Genomic DNA, 15,976 nt, shown 5'->3' on the forward strand with positions numbered 1-15,976 from the left:
TTATAAAACCACCTCTCCGGCCTTGAACACAGGACCATCACTACATACTTTTTTATAGCTTGTACCAGTTGGATCATCTCCTGTGTGACAAACACAAGCAAAGCAAGCACCAATGCCACATCCCATTCTTTCCTCAAGCGATAAAAATAATGGTTTATGTCCATGTAGCTTTTCTAGCGCTCTTAACATTGGTGTTGGACCACACGTATACATTGTATCAAATTGAAGCTCATGATCTTTTATTGCATTCGTTACAAAGCCTTGATATCCATAGGATCCATCATCTGTCGTAATAATTGTCTTTCCGAGCGCAGAAAATTCCTGCTCCAAAAATACGGCACTTTTCGTTTGAAATCCTAATACATGCTGAACATGAACACCTTTAGCAACTAGTTGAGTCGATAATTCTAGTAATGGTGGAACACCAATACCACCACCAACTAATAACGCTGTTTGCCCACTTTCGATTTCACTAACTGGAAATCCATTTCCCAATGGTCCTAAAACATCGACAAACTCATCAACTTTCTTTTTAGAGAGGAGCTGTGTTCCAGCTCCCTCTGCTCTGTAGATCATCGTGAATTGTTTTTTTTCTTGATTAATTTCAGATATACTAATTGGTCTTCTAAGTAATGGTGTCGTACCTTCAGATACCTTTAGATGAACAAATTGACCAGGGTTTCCCATTAACGCTACAAGATTACCTTGTAGCGTTAGTTGAAAAATGTGGTTAGCGATTTCTTGATGTGCCGTAACGGTCATCATTTCTTTTTTCATTATGTTAAGCTCACCTCAAGATTTTCTTTTTTCTTAGGCATTGTGTCTGTTGAGAAATTCATTGATTCAAGAACTCGTAAGATTGCATCTGCTGTGTCTAATGATGTTAAACATGGAATGCCATTTTCAACTGATTCACGGCGAATTTTAAAACCGTCTCTTGCAGGTTGTTTACCTTTTGTTAGAGTGTTAATAACAAACTGTGCTTCACCTTTGCGAATGACATCCAATAAATTTGGTTCTTCAGCACCAATTTTATTGACAACTTTCGCTGGAATATTGAATGATTTTAAATAATCCGCTGTTCCAGTCGTTGCTAGAATTTGATAGCCAATATGATGGAATCTTCTTGCAATTTCTAGTCCCTCTTCTTTATCTTTATCCGCAACCGTAAGGAGAACTGAACCATGTTTTTTAATTTGAATTCCTGATGCGACTAATGCTTTGTAAAGAGCTTTTTCTAACGTTATATCTTTACCCATAACCTCACCAGTTGATTTCATTTCAGGTCCTAATGTGATATCAACATTACGAAGCTTTGCAAATGAGAACACAGGTGCTTTTACAAATACACCTTCCCTTTCAGGATATAGGCCAGTTTCATAACCTAACTCTTCAAGTTTTGCATCTAAGATTACTTTTGTGGCTAGATTCGCCATTGGGATACCAGTAATCTTACTTAAAAATGGTACCGTTCTGCTTGAACGTGGGTTTACTTCAAGTACGTAAACTTCACCTTTAGATAATACAAATTGAATATTTAAAAGTCCAATAATATTTAACCCTTTTGCTAATTTAATTGTATAATCAACGATTTTATTCTTTATTTCTTCAGATAAAGATTGTGGCGGATACACAGCAATCGAGTCACCAGAATGCACACCAGCGCGTTCAATATGCTCCATAATCCCCGGAATCAGAACAGTATCTCCATCAGAAATTGCATCCACCTCAATTTCTTTCCCTGTTAAATATTTATCGATTAACACAGGATGCTGTGGGTTGATTTTTACGGCATTTTCCATGTAGTGTAAAAGTTCTGATTCTTGGTACACGATCTCCATTGCACGACCACCTAATACGTATGATGGGCGTACTAATACTGGATAGCCAATTTTGTTGGCGATTTTTATCGCTTGCTCTACAGACGTTGCCGTTTTTCCAAGTGGCTGTGGTACTCCCAATGTTTCAAGCGTTTGCTCGAATTTATCACGATCTTCGGCACGATCAAGATCTTCAAGAGTAGTTCCAAGAATTTTAACGCCCCTAGCTTGCAACTCACTCGCTAGATTTATCGCCGTTTGTCCACCGAATTGAACGACTACACCTTTTGGTTTTTCTAAATCGATGATGTGCATGACATCTTCAACCGTTAATGGCTCAAAATATAACTTATCAGAAATACTGAAGTCAGTTGAGACAGTTTCTGGATTGTTGTTGATAATAATTGCTTCATATCCTGCTTCCTTAATCGCCCACACCGAATGAACCGTTGCGTAATCAAACTCTACACCTTGACCAATTCGGATTGGTCCTGATCCTAATACAATGACGCTTTCTCTATCAGTTACGATTGATTCATTTTCATCTTCGAACGTACCATAGAAATATGGTGTTGCTGATTCGAATTCTGCTGCACATGTATCAACCATTTTGTATACAGGTATAATATTTGCTTGCTTTCTAAGATCGTATACTTCACGCTCTTTCGTGTTCCAAAGGTTGGCAATTTCACTATCTGCAAATCCCATTTCCTTCGCTTTTTGTAAAGTTGTTAGTTCATAAGGATTTTCTTTAATCGTTTTCTCAAACGTGATAATTTTTTCAATTTTCATTAGGAAGAACAAATCAATTTTGCTCCACTCATGAATCGTTTCTTTTGTCACACCTCTTCTTAGTGCTTCTGCGATATAAAATAATCGTTCGTCCCCTGCTTTACGAATTCGTTTTTCAATCAATTCATCTGTGAAGGTTTGTGCATCTTTAAGACGTAAATAATCAACATCTGATTCTAGTGAACGCACCGCTTTAAGGAATGATTCTTCAAGTGTACGGCCGATTGCCATAACTTCTCCGGTTGCCTTCATTTGCGTACCTAAATGACGATTCCCTGACTCAAACTTATCAAAAGGCCAACGAGGAATTTTTGATACGATGTAATCAAGTGCAGGCTCAAAACATGCATACGTTTTTCCTGTAACAGGGTTTTCCATTTCATCTAATGTCAATCCAACCGCTATTTTCGCTGCAAGCTTTGCAATTGGATAGCCAGTTGCTTTTGAAGCTAACGCTGAAGAACGACTTACACGAGGATTTACCTCAATGATGTAATATTGAAAACTATTTGGATCAAGAGCGAGCTGAACATTACAGCCACCTTCAATTTTTAAAGCACGGATAATTTTTAACGATACATTACGTAGCATTTGGTATTCCCGATCACTTAAGGTTTGACTCGGTGCAAAAACGATGGAATCACCCGTATGCACACCTACTGGATCAAAGTTTTCCATATTACATACGACGATGGCATGGTCGCTAGAATCACGCATAACTTCATATTCAATCTCTTTAAATCCAGCAATGCTTTTTTCTAGGAGACATTGTGTAACTGGGCTGTTTTTCAAACCACTTGTCACAATTTCAATTAGCTCTTCTTCGTTTTCACATATTCCACCACCAGTTCCACCTAATGTGTAAGCTGGTCTAACGATGACTGGGTAACCAATTTGCTCAACAAAAGCAAATGCCTCTTCTAGGTTGTGAATAATATCACTTTCAGGTACTGGCTCATTTAATTCATTCATTAATGTTTTGAAAAGATCGCGGTCCTCAGCTTTCCTAATAGCAGAAAGCTTCGTTCCAAGAATTTCAACACCACATTCTTCTAAAACACCTGATTCAGCAAGCTCAACAGCCAAATTTAGACCTGTTTGGCCTCCAAGTGTAGGAACTAGGGCATCTGGGCGCTCTTTTCTGATAATATTACTTAAAAATTCAACAGTAAGGGGCTCGATATAAACTTTGTCGGCAATTTCCGTATCGGTCATAATTGTTGCTGGGTTTGAGTTGACTAACACAACTTCATATCCCTCTTCTTTAAGAGCGATACATGCTTGTGTTCCTGCATAGTCAAATTCTGCTGCTTGACCAATGACGATTGGACCTGAACCGATAACTAAAATTTTATTAATGTCTGTACGTTTTGGCATTATAGAACCCCTTCTTTCTTGTTAACTCTAATCATATCTAAAAACTGATCGAATAATCCGTTCGCATCCTCTGGACCAGGTGAAGCCTCTGGATGATATTGCACTGTAAATGCCGGAGCATGTTTATGTTTTAAACCTTCTACTGTTCCATCATTTAACGCTACATGAGTAATTTCTAATTCGGTCTTTTCAATTGATTCCTCATTTACTGTATAACCATGATTTTGAGATGTGATATCGACTCTACCTGTACTAAGTTCTTTTACAGGATGGTTTGAGCCACGGTGTCCAAATTTCATTTTTTCCGTGTTAGCTCCACAAGCTAGCGCAAATAATTGATGGCCTAAACAAATTCCAAACAACGGAATTTCCCCAATAATACCTTTTAACATTTCAATTGCTTCAGGTACATCCTTTGGATCTCCAGGACCGTTAGAAAGCATAATTCCATCAGGTTTTAGCTGTAAGATTTCTTCCGCTGTCACAGTATGAGGAACAACAACGATATCGCAATTGCGTTTATTTAATTCTCTTAAAATACCGTGCTTCATCCCATAATCAACTAAAACAACACGGTAACCCCGGCCAGGACTTGGATAAGCAGTCTTTGTTGAAACAACCTCAACTTGATTTGTTGGTAATTCCATTCCTTTAAGCTTAACTATAATTTCTTCAGGATTTGCATCCGCAGAACAAATTGCCCCTTTCAAGGTTCCATGCATTCTTATAATCCTTGTTAATTTACGAGTATCGATTCCTGCTATTCCTGGAATGTTTTTCATTTTAAAATATTCATCGATAGAATAATCATTTCTCCAGTTTGAAGGGAAATCGCAGTATTCTTTTACGACAAACCCATTAATAAAAGGTGTGATTGATTCAAAATCGTCGCGATTAATTCCGTAATTCCCAATTAATGGATATGTTAATGTCACGATCTGACCACAATATGACGGATCTGAAAGAAGTTCTTGATAACCTGTCATTCCTGTATTAAATACAACTTCTCCTACTTTTTCTTCGTCACTTCCGAATGCTTCCCCTAAGAATATTGTTCCATCTTCTAAAATTAACTGTCTTTTCATTCTGTGATGCCTCCTTCTTTACTCCAAACAATCTTTCCGTTTACGATTGTCAGTGTTGGCCAGCCTTTACAAGCCCAGTCTGTAAATGGTGTATTTTTCCCTTTTGATAAGAACGTTTCTGGATCAATTTTTGTTTCTGTTTCTAAATCAACAACGGTTAAATCCGCACGCTCGCCTACTTGTAATTTTCCACCTATTAAACCAAATGCTTTTGCTGGTTCAATTGTTAAAAAATCGATAAGTTGTTTAAGTGTTAGTTTTTCAGTTAGAACTAAGTGTGTATAAAGCAATGGAAATGCCGTTTCTAATCCAACGATGCCAAATGGCGCTAACTGCATACCCTTATCTTTTTCCTCTATGGCATGTGGAGCATGGTCTGTTGCGATAAAATCAATTGTTCCGTCAAGTAAACCTTCTATTAACGCTGCTTGATCTGCTTTCCCTCTTAAAGGCGGGTTCATTTTATAGTTTGTATCTAGACCTGGAATATCATCTTCACATAATAATAAATGATGTGGTGTGACCTCAGCTGTGACGTTAATACCAGCTCGTTTCGCATCTCTCACTACACGTACAGATTCCTTCGTGCTAATATGACAAACATGGTAATGGCATCCTGCTGCTTCAGCCAGTAGGATATCCCTTGCAATATGTACAGACTCACAGACTGAAGGAATTCCATTGATCCCTTGTTCTTTTGAAAATTCACCTTCATGGACTGAACCATTATTAATTAATGTATTTTCTTCACAATGGGCTACAATCGCTGCGCCAATCGCTGCTGCTTGTTTCATCGCTTCTAACATTTTACCCGCAGATTGAACGCCTACACCATCATCAGTAAATGCAAATGCACCAGCTTCTTTTAATGCTTGAAAGTTTGTTAATTCTTCACCAAGCTGATTCGTTGTAATCGAGGCATATGGTAAGACATTAACAACCGCTGTTTCTTTAATACGATTTTGGAGCCATTCCATTTGTTCCTTTGTGTCAGGAACTGGACGCGTATTTGGCATCGGTGCGATTGTTGTAAACCCGCCTTTAGCTGCACTCTGGGTTCCAGTTGCAATCGTCTCCTTATGCTCGCCACCAGGCTCTCTTAAATGTACGTGTAAATCAATAAATCCAGAAGAAACAAGCTGTCCATCAATCGAAATTACATCGCACCCATCAGTTGAAAGAATTTCCCCCATTTCCTTAATTGTTCCGTTTTCTACTTTTATATCTGCCTGTTTCAGCTCACCTAACTCATCAACTATAAATCCGTTTTTAAGAATAAATGCCATGTTTAATTACCTCCTGATTTTGTTCGGTTTGTTGTAAAACTTTCTTTAATACTGCCATTCGAATGAAAACGCCATTTTCCATTTGTTTAAAAATCCGTGAGCGCTCGCACTCGATTAAGTCGCCGTCAATTTCAACCCCTCGATTGACTGGAGCAGGATGCATAATGATTGCATCTTTTTTCATTCGTTTTTCTCTTTCTTTTGTCAGTCCATATTCGTTCAAGTAATTTTCAGCATTTGTTTTCTGATCGTGTCTTTCATGCTGAATTCGAAGCAGCATGACGACATCTGATTTTTCAATTGCTTCTTCAACGTCTACATACGTTCCAACTGGATTTAGAGAATCCTGCCACTCTGGAGGACCCGAGAACAAGACGGTTGCACCAAGTCTTGTAAGCACCTCAGCATTTGAACGCGCAACACGACTATGTCTTACATCACCATGTATAGAGACCGTCAATCCTTGAAATCCACCGAATTCTTGTTTCATTGTTAATAAGTCCAGGAGTGATTGTGTTGGATGGTGACCGCAGCCATCACCTGCATTAATAATTGGTATCGATACCTTATCAATCAAATCCTCAAAATAGTGATCTTCTTGGTGTCTGATGACAACAGCATTGGCACCAATAGATTCTAACGTTTTCACTGTATCATATAACGTTTCACCTTTTTGAACACTTGATTGTTCAGCTGTAAAATTCAGCACTTGAAGGCCTAATTTTTTCTCCGCAACTTCAAAGCTGAATCGTGTTCTTGTACTTGGTTCAAAGAAAAGATTTGAGACAAACCTCATATCTGATGGTATCCAACCTTTACCTAGTCTATACTGCTCAGCATCTTCTAGTATCGATTGAATTTCCTCTATTGTAAGCTGGTTCATTGTGAGTAAGTTTGTCATCCATTAACCACTCCTTTAAATTCCTTTTTATTAAAAAAACACCCTAATTAGTAATAATCAGGGTGTTTAATGGTAGAGCAAAGATTAGGTATTAGAATACCTAATCTTTGCCTTACACCCTTTCAAGCCTCTCTGGACTTTTATTAAAAGATTTAAGCAAATCTTATTTACTTGTTAACTGATTTCTTTTTCATTTGGTAAAACAAGGTTTAAGATGATTCCAATGATTGCTGCTAATGCCATACCGTGTAAATCAAAATTACCAACCTTAAGTGTAGCTTCTCCAATTCCGATAACTAAGATTACTGATGAAATGATTAGATTGCGTTTATTTCCTAAGTCAATATTGTTATCAATCATCATTCTAAGACCTGATGATGCGATAATTCCGAATAGGAGGATGGATACACCACCCATAACTGGTGTTGGAATCGTACTAATAAATGCTGATATTTTTCCAATGAATCCAAAGATAACCGCTAAAACTGCTGCACCTGAAAGAACATACACACTATAAACTCTTGTTATTGCTAATACGCCGATGTTTTCACCATACGTCGTATTTGGCGGGCCTCCTATTAGTGCAGCGATCATAGATGCAACACCGTCACCTAATAGAGATCGGTGTAGACCAGGCTTTTCAATATAGTCTCTTCCTACAATCTTTCCTAATACTAACTGATGTCCGATATGTTCTGAAATGGTGACGACAACTACTGGTACCATCAATAAGATAATCTCAAGCGATATCGAAGGTGAATAATCGACAAATGGAATAATGAATTCAGGCATTTGAAATAAAGGAGCAGCTATTACAGTTGAAAAATCAATAATGCCAATTGCTAATGAATAAATATAGCCTCCTGCAATCCCAATTAGTACAGGTATTAGGTTGAAAAATCCCTTTAAAAAGATTGAGCATAGGATCGTGATTAACAATGTGATTAATGCTACTGAAAAGTACTGTAAACTATATTCTTCCCCATTCAACGTTGCCATATCTACGGCTGTACCTGCGAGACCTAGACCGATAACAATTATTACCGGACCAACAACGACTGGTGGAAGGATTTTCATAATCCATTTATGACCTGTACCCTTAATAATTAATGCAACAATTCCATAAACCAGACCTACTATGAAGCTACCTACCATCGCTGCCCCAGGACCACCCGCGGCCTTTGCGACGATGATCGGAGTAATAAAGGCAAACGATGATCCGAGGTAAGCTGGTACTTGCCCTTTTGTTATGACTAAGAATGCAATTGTTCCTAGACCACTGGAGATAAGTGCAACTGCTGGATCTAATCCGACAAGAAATGGTACTAATATTGTTGCTCCAAACATCGCGAATAAGTGCTGAAAGCTTAATGTTAACCACGTCAATGGTTTCGGTGTATCATTTATATCTAGTATGATTTGTTCTTTTTTCATGTTAGATCCTCCGTTATGATGCTCCTGTTAGTTAAGTGTGCATGTGTGTGGAGTTTTTTCGTCCAACTGTAGGATGTTTAATTGTACCTATCCACCTTATACTAGTAGTTTCCCCTACTTACGCTTCTTTGATTACGTTTAGATTGCATAGAGGGAGCACGACTCTGGATAGATTGAAACCTCCATCAGTTAGGGGGTTACTGCCCGATAATCTCCATTAAATGTAAAAAACCTCTTTGCCAATTATGCCGCAAAGAGGTACATGAAGACTGTCAATCGCATCACGATTGAGCCTTTATGTTACCCTTTGCAGCCTCTCTGGACTATTCTTAAAAGGTACTATTCTTTTTCGTATATTGTTACTTGATCTTGACCGTCTGCTTCTTGAAGTTCAACAACTATTTTTTCTGAACTCGATGTTGGAATGTTTTTTCCGACATAGTCAGCGCGTATTGGTAACTCACGGTGTCCTCTGTCAACTAAGACTGCTAACTGGATATTTGCTGGCCTACCAATATCAACTAGGGCGTCCATTGCTGCTCTCACTGTTCTTCCTGTATATAAAACATCATCTACTAAAATAACTTTTTGATTTGTTACATCAACAGGGATATCTGAACCTTTTACAAGTGGTTCTTGATCGTTAGTTTTTTTGGACAGATCGTCACGATATAAAGTAATATCAAGTTCACCGATTGCAATTTGTTTTCCCTCAATTTGTTCAATACGTTCTGCAAGTCTTTGAGCTAAATGGATACCACGAGTCTTAATTCCAACTAGCACACTGTTTTCAATTCCTTTATTTCTTTCAATGATTTCATGAGCAATTCTTGTCAATGCCCGACGTATTGCTTGCTCATCTAATACAACTGCTTTTTGTGACATAATTGAATCTCCCTTCATGACTAGAATCTCCAACTAATTTTAGAATAAAAATTACCTTTAAAAAACGAAAAGCCCTCTCACCGATAAAGATAAGAGGGCTTACGAAGCAGACATAGTTAAAATAACATAGCATTAAAAAACTATTGTCTTATTATCCGTTTTCCTTCTCAGTCTCTCGGGACTGTGTTAAAGGTTCTAATTTAATTAAAGTAATTATGACAAACCTGTAGCATTATGTCAACGATTTTTTTTCATTTGTTCTAACACTTGCTCGAATTCCGCTGGTAAAGGAGCTTCAAACTCTAGATACTCGTTTGTCCGAGGGTGCATAAAGCCTAATACTCCAGCATGTAATGCTTGTCCGTTTAAAGGTAACGTCTTTTTCGGGCCATATTTTGGATCCCCGGCTAGCGGATAGCCAATATATTTCATATGAACACGGATTTGATGTGTTCTTCCTGTTTCAAGCTGACATTCAATAAATGTGAAATTTTCAAAACGATCTATGACATGAAAGTGTGTCACGGCATCTTTACTACTCACATTCGTAACCGTCATACTTTGACGATCAACCTTATCACGACCAATAGGCGCGTTAATTGTTCCATTATCATGTGGAATAGTACCATGAACAATTGCTTTGTATCTTCTTGTTACGGTCTTGTTAACAAGCTGTCCGACTAGTGATTCATGCGCCATATCATTTTTTGCAACCATTAGTAAGCCTGATGTATCCTTGTCAATGCGATGAACAATCCCTGGTCTTAATACACCATTAATTCCAGATAAGTCATCGCAATGTGCCATTAAGCCATTCACAAGTGTCCCATTCAAATGTCCTGGTGCTGGATGAACAACCATCCCTTTTGGTTTATTTACAACAAGAACATCCTGATCTTCATAATATATATCAAGATCCATATGTTCGGCCACTACATCTAATGGTTCTGGGTCAGGAATGGAGATAACGATTTTATCTTCAGATTGACATTTATAATTCGTCTTGATAGTCTGATCATTTACTTTAACAGAACCATCTTTTATCCAAAGCTGTACTTGTGACCGTGACCACTCTTCATTATAAGTTGATAAAAATTTGTCAATCCGTTCACCTTTAAGTTCTTCACTTACTTGTAATTCAATGATGTCCATTTATGCTTTCTCCTTCTCTTGTTTCCCTTCAAGCAACATTTGAATAAATAACAATACAACTCCCACACATAACGCAGAATCAGCAACATTAAAAATAGGAAAGTCGTATGAAAAAATGTATGTATTAATAAAGTCGACAACTTCTTTACGGAATAAACGGTCAATGAAATTACCAATTGCCCCACCTAGCATTAATCCAAGGGCAATTCCCATTACCTTATTTTCCTTCGTATATTTTTGAATATAATAGATAATTCCAATAATAACGACCGTTGTGATGATATAGAAAAACCACATTTGACCTTGCAAAATCCCCCAGGCCGCTCCTCGATTACGATGGGAAGTAATATAGATGAAATTCTCGATTACCGTTATGCTTTCTCCAAGCTCCATGTTTTTAACAATTAGCCATTTCGTCACTTGGTCAATCCCAATAATAATTACTGCAATTATGTAATAAAGCACAAACTTCCCCAACTTTCCTTTATTCTATTAGTATACTTCGATATTTATCCTTTTGAATTGTACCATATCGGAAAGAATCGCGTAAAGTTTATAAAGCGCGACATATCTTAATCTATACGGACAATTCCTGGCTAAGTTTCTAGGTTATTCTTTTGCACAAGCTAAAGTAAGCCCAAATCAACCTCCTTAAAAGAGAATTCATTTGAGCCAATAATATAGAATTGACCGTATTATTCATCTTAAAAATCACTACCTGTAATAAACGTTTCTTCATGAGTATAATCGTATTGTGGAAGAGATTTTCGTTCATATAAATCCTGAAAATAAAAATCACCTATTGTTCTAGCTGTTGGGAGTACCCTTAATTTTTCAAAAGGAATTTCTTCACCTGTATCTTCACAATACCCATAAATTCCTTTATCAATTTTCACTAAGGCTCGTTCTACATCTTGAAGTTCCTCTTTAATATGATTCATCAAAGTACTACTCTTACCTTGATGGTCTTCACAAGTCATCTCAAACAAACTGTGATCAAATAACCTTGTTCGCAGTTCTTCCTTCATCACTTGCAATTCATAGCGGATTCCATAAAATTTACTCAAGATGGACAACTCCTTATCATTCTCATGATGTAACCATAGTTTATCCCGAGGATCCGCTACTCACCCTTTTCAGATTTTTCCTTAAAAGGGTCAGACCCCTACAAAGTGTTAGCTAATTACTTAACTTTACACTCTATAGGGGTCTGACCCTCGCTCTTAACTTAGTTATTATACTGTATAGTGTTCACTAACGATTGAAGCACAACGTTGACACAATGTCGGATGTTCTGCTACTTGGCCGACTTCAGGTGTAACAATCCAACAACGTTCACATGTTTCACCTTCAGCTTGAGTGATAACGATTTTAACGGATTCGAAGCTCTGCGCATTTTCTGGGGCTGAATCATATTCACCAGCAATTTCAAATCCTGAAACAATAAATAATTGTTTTAAATCTTCTTCAACTGATTCAAGCAATACTTTTGCATCATGATTTGGATAAAGTGAAATACTTGCTGTTAATGATTTTCCAATCACTTTTTCATTACGAGCAACTTCTAGTGCTTTTAATACGTCATCTCGTAATGACATAAATGCATCCCATTTTTTCTCTAACTCATCAGCTTGTGAATATGTTTTCACTTCTGGCATATCAACTAACTGAACACTTTCTTCCTGCACAGAATCAATGTGTTCCCACACTTCATCAGCAGTATGTGGAAGAATTGGTGCAACCAATTTAACAAGTGACAATAATGTTTCATGTAGTACAGTTTGAATTGCACGTCTTTCTTGATTTTCTTTTGATTCGATATACAATACATCTTTCGCAAAATCTAAGTAGAATGCACTCAATTCAATTGTACAGAAATTATGGACAGCATGATAAATTGCTGCAAACTCATATTGATCATAAGCTTCTTTTACACGCTTTGTAAGGTTATTTAGCTTAACAAGCATATAACGATCAACATCGCGAAGGTTTTCTAAGCTTACTGTATCTGTTGCAGGATTAAAGTCCGCAAGATTTCCAAGTAGGAAACGGAATGTGTTACGAATTTTACGGTAAACCTCTGCAACTTGTTTTAAAATGGCATCCGATACTCTTACATCCGCTTGGTAATCAACAGATGCTACCCATAAGCGTAAAATATCTCCGCCTAGTTGTTTCATAACTTTCTCAGGTATAACCGTATTTCCTATTGATTTACTCATTTTTCGACCTTGACCATCAAGTGCAAAACCATGACTTAACACGCCTTTATATGGTGCTTTACCCGTCACGGCAACAGCAGTAGATAACGAAGAGTTAAACCAACCACGATATTGGTCAGATCCCTCAAGATATAAATCTGCTGGTCTTTGTAAATCATCTCGCTCTAAAAGAACCGCTTGGTGAGATGATCCAGAGTCAAACCAAACATCCATAATATCTGTCTCTTTCGTAAAGATACCATTTGGACTTCCTTCATGAGTAAAACCTTCTGGTAAAAGTTCTTTTGCCTCACGCTCGAACCAAACGTTTGATCCATGTTCACGGAATAAGTTTGAAACATGTTCAATTGTTTCATCTGTAATAATTGGCTCTCCATTTTCTGCATAAAATACTGGAATTGGTACACCCCAAGCACGTTGTCGTGAAATACACCAGTCACCACGATCACGAACCATGTTATAAAGTCTTGTTTCCCCCCAAGCTGGAACCCACTTTGTCTCTTTAATAGCCGTTAACAGATCTTCACGGAAATCTTTAATCGATGCAAACCATTGAGCTGTCGCACGGAAAATCGTCGGTTTTTTTGTTCTCCAGTCATGCGGATAAGAATGGGTAATAAATTGAAGTTTTAATAGTGCTCCTACTTCTTCTAATTTTTCAGTTATTGGCTTGTTTGCTTCATCATAAAACAATCCCTCAAAGCCTTCAGCCTCTTTTGTCATATATCCCTTTTCATCAACTGGACATAAAACATCTAAACCATATTTCTGACCAATGATAAAGTCGTCTTCACCATGACCAGGTGCAGTATGAACACATCCAGTACCGCCATCACTCGTTACATGTTCGCCAAGCATAACTAGTGCATCACGGTCATATAATGGGTGTTTTGCAACAACTCGATCAAGTTCGACGCCTTTAATTGTTCGAACGACCTCATAGTTTTCCCATTCGATCGTTTTTGCCACGGATTCAACTAGCGCTGAGGCAACGACGAATTTTTCCCCATCTACTGCAATAACACTATATTCTAATTCTGGATGAACCGAGATCCCAAGGTTTGCCGGAATGGTCCAAGGTGTTGTTGTCCAAATGATGATTTTTTCATCAGTAGATAACACACCTTTTCCATCTTTTACAGGGAATGCAACATAAATAGATGCTGAACGTTTGTCTGCATATTCAATTTCTGCCTCTGCTAATGCTGATTCACTTGAAGGTGACCAGTATACAGGTTTTAGACCTTTATAAATATAGCCTTTTTTAGCCATGTCACCGAAAACTTTAATTTGTTGTGCTTCATAAGCTGGAGTTAACGTCACATACGGATTATCCCAATCAGCACGAACACCTAAACGCTTGAATTGCTCACGTTGACCATTAATTTGCTGCCAAGCATACTCTTCACAAAGCTTACGGAAGTCTGCTACTGACATTTCTTTTCTTTTTACTTTTTTATTTTTCGTAAGAGCTGTTTCAATTGGCAAACCATGTGTATCCCAACCTGGAACATATGGGGCACAATAGCCACTCATTGATTTGTAACGGACAATAAAATCTTTTAAGATTTTATTTAGCGCATGCCCCATATGGATGTCTCCATTTGCATATGGAGGACCATCATGCAAAATAAAAAGAGGGCGATCCTTTGTATGCTCTTGTACCTTTTTATAAATATCCATCTCTTTCCATTTTTCTTGCATTAGTGGTTCTCTGTTCGGTAGATTTCCACGCATTGGAAATTCCGTTTTTGGCATTAGAAGAGTATCTTTATATTCCATTTTCATTCCTCCATCTTTCATAAAAAATCTTTTAAAAACACAAAAAACCCCTCATCCCAAAAGGGACGAGAAGGTTTATCTCGCGGTACCACCCTATTAGATTAATAAAAAATAACATTAATCCACTCTATCATTCGTAACGAGAATGAATCGCCATAGCTTACTTAAATCATTGTTCAGCTTGGAACTCTAGGGTGATCTTCATCCTTTTTCCTCATATCGAGCTTCCACCATCCTCGATTCGCTAAATAAGGTTTGAAAAGGATTACTTTTCCCTGTCACTGTTTTTAAATAAATGAAAAAATTATGTTCGTTTTCGTATTATATGCGAATGAAATTCATAAAGTCAAGTCTAGCTTTTAGATTCTTCCGCTTCTTCAAAAATAGGCTCTACTTCATATTCTAATAAATGATCCCAATCATCGTTTTTAAGCAAGTCCAACTGTGCTTCGATAAGCATTTGGAAACGAGTTCTGAAAACTTTTGATTGTTTCTTAAGCTCTTCAATCTCCATTGCAATTTTTCGAGATTTTACTAATGATTCGTTAATAATACGATCAGCGTTCTTCTCAGCTTCTTTAATAATCAGCTTTGATTCTTTTTGGGCACTACGTCTTACTTCTTCTCCCGCTTCTTGGGCAATAATAATTGATTTATTCAAAGTATCTTCAATATTTGTAAAGTGACCTAATTTTTCAGTTAGTTCAGTTACTATTGATTCAAGTTCTTTCTTTTCGCGGATAATCATTTCGTAATCTTTAATTACTTGATCTAAAAATTCATTTACTTCATCTTCATCATATCCACGAAACCCTTTATTAAATTCCTTATTATGGATATCTAACGGTGTTAAAGGCACGGATGCCACCTCCAATATGTAGTGAAATAGTTAATCCTTGACAACATTATAAATCATATTTCGACAGGTTTGTTGAAAATCCCTTTAATTCGTTGAAATATTTTTATTTTCATAAGATATATGGGTCTGTTTTCTACAATTTTCTGACGATAAAGCGAGACTTCCATCAGTAGGGGTTTTCTCTATCCCCACTGATGGTTAGCGAGACTTACCTTAGCTTTTACGGGCAGTTATCCCTCACCTTCGCTTCTTTGATTCACTAAAAGCTCTAAGGTGGGGGTATTACTGTCCGTTAATGCGGGATAAACTGAGAATTCCCCTCCCCTTAGTTTTCTAGATAAAACTGACGGGAATCAAAAATTACCTATGCCTTAATGAACA

The 15,976-nt window shown here is 37.4% G+C and carries 12 protein-coding genes and 1 other annotated feature; all 12 genes read right to left on the bottom strand.

Features of this window, described 5'->3' with window-relative positions; translation table 11 throughout:
• The gene (locus K9V48_RS00065) at positions 1 to 780 is read right to left on the bottom strand and encodes a dihydroorotate dehydrogenase electron transfer subunit (protein ID WP_224136083.1); all 780 of its coding nucleotides are present in this window, start codon (positions 778 to 780) and stop codon (positions 1 to 3) included.
• Positions 777 to 3,989: a carbamoyl-phosphate synthase large subunit gene (carB, locus tag K9V48_RS00070; protein WP_224135705.1), complete on the bottom strand. Its 3,213-nt coding sequence runs from the start codon at positions 3,987 to 3,989 to the stop codon at positions 777 to 779. Before carB ends, K9V48_RS00065 begins: the two co-directional genes overlap by 4 nt.
• Entirely contained in the window at positions 3,989 to 5,074 is a 1,086-nt protein-coding gene (locus K9V48_RS00075) for a carbamoyl phosphate synthase small subunit (RefSeq protein ID WP_224135707.1), read from the bottom strand. Before K9V48_RS00075 ends, carB begins: the two co-directional genes overlap by 1 nt.
• Positions 5,071 to 6,360, bottom strand: a complete 1,290-nt coding sequence (gene pyrC, locus K9V48_RS00080; protein ID WP_224135709.1) for a dihydroorotase — start codon at positions 6,358 to 6,360, stop codon at positions 5,071 to 5,073. Before pyrC ends, K9V48_RS00075 begins: the two co-directional genes overlap by 4 nt.
• Positions 6,344 to 7,261, bottom strand: a complete 918-nt coding sequence (locus K9V48_RS00085) for an aspartate carbamoyltransferase catalytic subunit (RefSeq protein WP_224135711.1) — start codon at positions 7,259 to 7,261, stop codon at positions 6,344 to 6,346. Before K9V48_RS00085 ends, pyrC begins: the two co-directional genes overlap by 17 nt.
• Before the next feature lie 174 nt (positions 7,262 to 7,435).
• Positions 7,436 to 8,695, bottom strand: coding sequence for a solute carrier family 23 protein (locus K9V48_RS00090; RefSeq protein ID WP_224135713.1), 1,260 nt, complete (start codon positions 8,693 to 8,695; stop codon positions 7,436 to 7,438).
• A gap of 339 nt (positions 8,696 to 9,034) precedes the next feature.
• Positions 9,035 to 9,580 (bottom strand): bifunctional pyr operon transcriptional regulator/uracil phosphoribosyltransferase PyrR, encoded by a 546-nt coding sequence (pyrR, locus tag K9V48_RS00095; protein ID WP_224135715.1) that lies wholly within the window; start codon positions 9,578 to 9,580, stop codon positions 9,035 to 9,037.
• Positions 9,581 to 9,817: 237 nt separating this feature from the next.
• Positions 9,818 to 10,732 (bottom strand): RluA family pseudouridine synthase, encoded by a 915-nt coding sequence (locus tag K9V48_RS00100; RefSeq protein WP_224135717.1) that lies wholly within the window; start codon positions 10,730 to 10,732, stop codon positions 9,818 to 9,820.
• Positions 10,733 to 11,197, bottom strand: a complete 465-nt coding sequence (gene lspA / locus K9V48_RS00105) for a signal peptidase II (protein ID WP_224135718.1) — start codon at positions 11,195 to 11,197, stop codon at positions 10,733 to 10,735.
• A 239-nt stretch (positions 11,198 to 11,436) separates the two neighbouring features.
• Complete coding sequence (locus K9V48_RS00110; RefSeq protein WP_224136085.1) at positions 11,437 to 11,760, bottom strand: TraR/DksA family transcriptional regulator; 324 nt, start codon at positions 11,758 to 11,760, stop codon at positions 11,437 to 11,439.
• A gap of 207 nt (positions 11,761 to 11,967) precedes the next feature.
• Complete coding sequence (gene ileS / locus K9V48_RS00115) at positions 11,968 to 14,736, bottom strand: isoleucine--tRNA ligase (protein WP_224135720.1); 2,769 nt, start codon at positions 14,734 to 14,736, stop codon at positions 11,968 to 11,970.
• Positions 14,737 to 14,794: 58 nt separating this feature from the next.
• Positions 14,795 to 15,027, bottom strand: a binding site (T-box leader).
• A gap of 61 nt (positions 15,028 to 15,088) precedes the next feature.
• On the bottom strand, positions 15,089 to 15,595 hold the full coding sequence (locus K9V48_RS00120) for a DivIVA domain-containing protein (RefSeq protein WP_224135723.1): 507 nt from the start codon (positions 15,593 to 15,595) through the stop codon (positions 15,089 to 15,091).
• Positions 15,596 to 15,976: the final 381 nt, after the last annotated feature.

The organism is Metabacillus rhizolycopersici (genome assembly GCF_020075705.1).

Bases quoted from the DNA above. Each gene is read 5' to 3' on its own strand.
- K9V48_RS00110 (WP_224136085.1), bottom strand. From the start codon at position 11,760: ATGAAGGAAGAACTGCGAACAAGGTTATTTGATCACAGTTTGTTTGAG.
- carB (WP_224135705.1), bottom strand. From the start codon at position 3,989: ATGCCAAAACGTACAGACATTAATAAAATTTTAGTTATCGGTTCAGGT.
- K9V48_RS00090 (WP_224135713.1), bottom strand. From the start codon at position 8,695: ATGAAAAAAGAACAAATCATACTAGATATAAATGATACACCGAAACCA.
- ileS (WP_224135720.1), bottom strand. From the start codon at position 14,736: ATGGAATATAAAGATACTCTTCTAATGCCAAAAACGGAATTTCCAATG.
- K9V48_RS00075 (WP_224135707.1), bottom strand. From the start codon at position 5,074: ATGAAAAGACAGTTAATTTTAGAAGATGGAACAATATTCTTAGGGGAA.
- pyrC (WP_224135709.1), bottom strand. From the start codon at position 6,360: ATGGCATTTATTCTTAAAAACGGATTTATAGTTGATGAGTTAGGTGAG.
- K9V48_RS00100 (WP_224135717.1), bottom strand. From the start codon at position 10,732: ATGGACATCATTGAATTACAAGTAAGTGAAGAACTTAAAGGTGAACGG.
- pyrR (WP_224135715.1), bottom strand. From the start codon at position 9,580: ATGTCACAAAAAGCAGTTGTATTAGATGAGCAAGCAATACGTCGGGCA.
- K9V48_RS00085 (WP_224135711.1), bottom strand. From the start codon at position 7,261: ATGACAAACTTACTCACAATGAACCAGCTTACAATAGAGGAAATTCAA.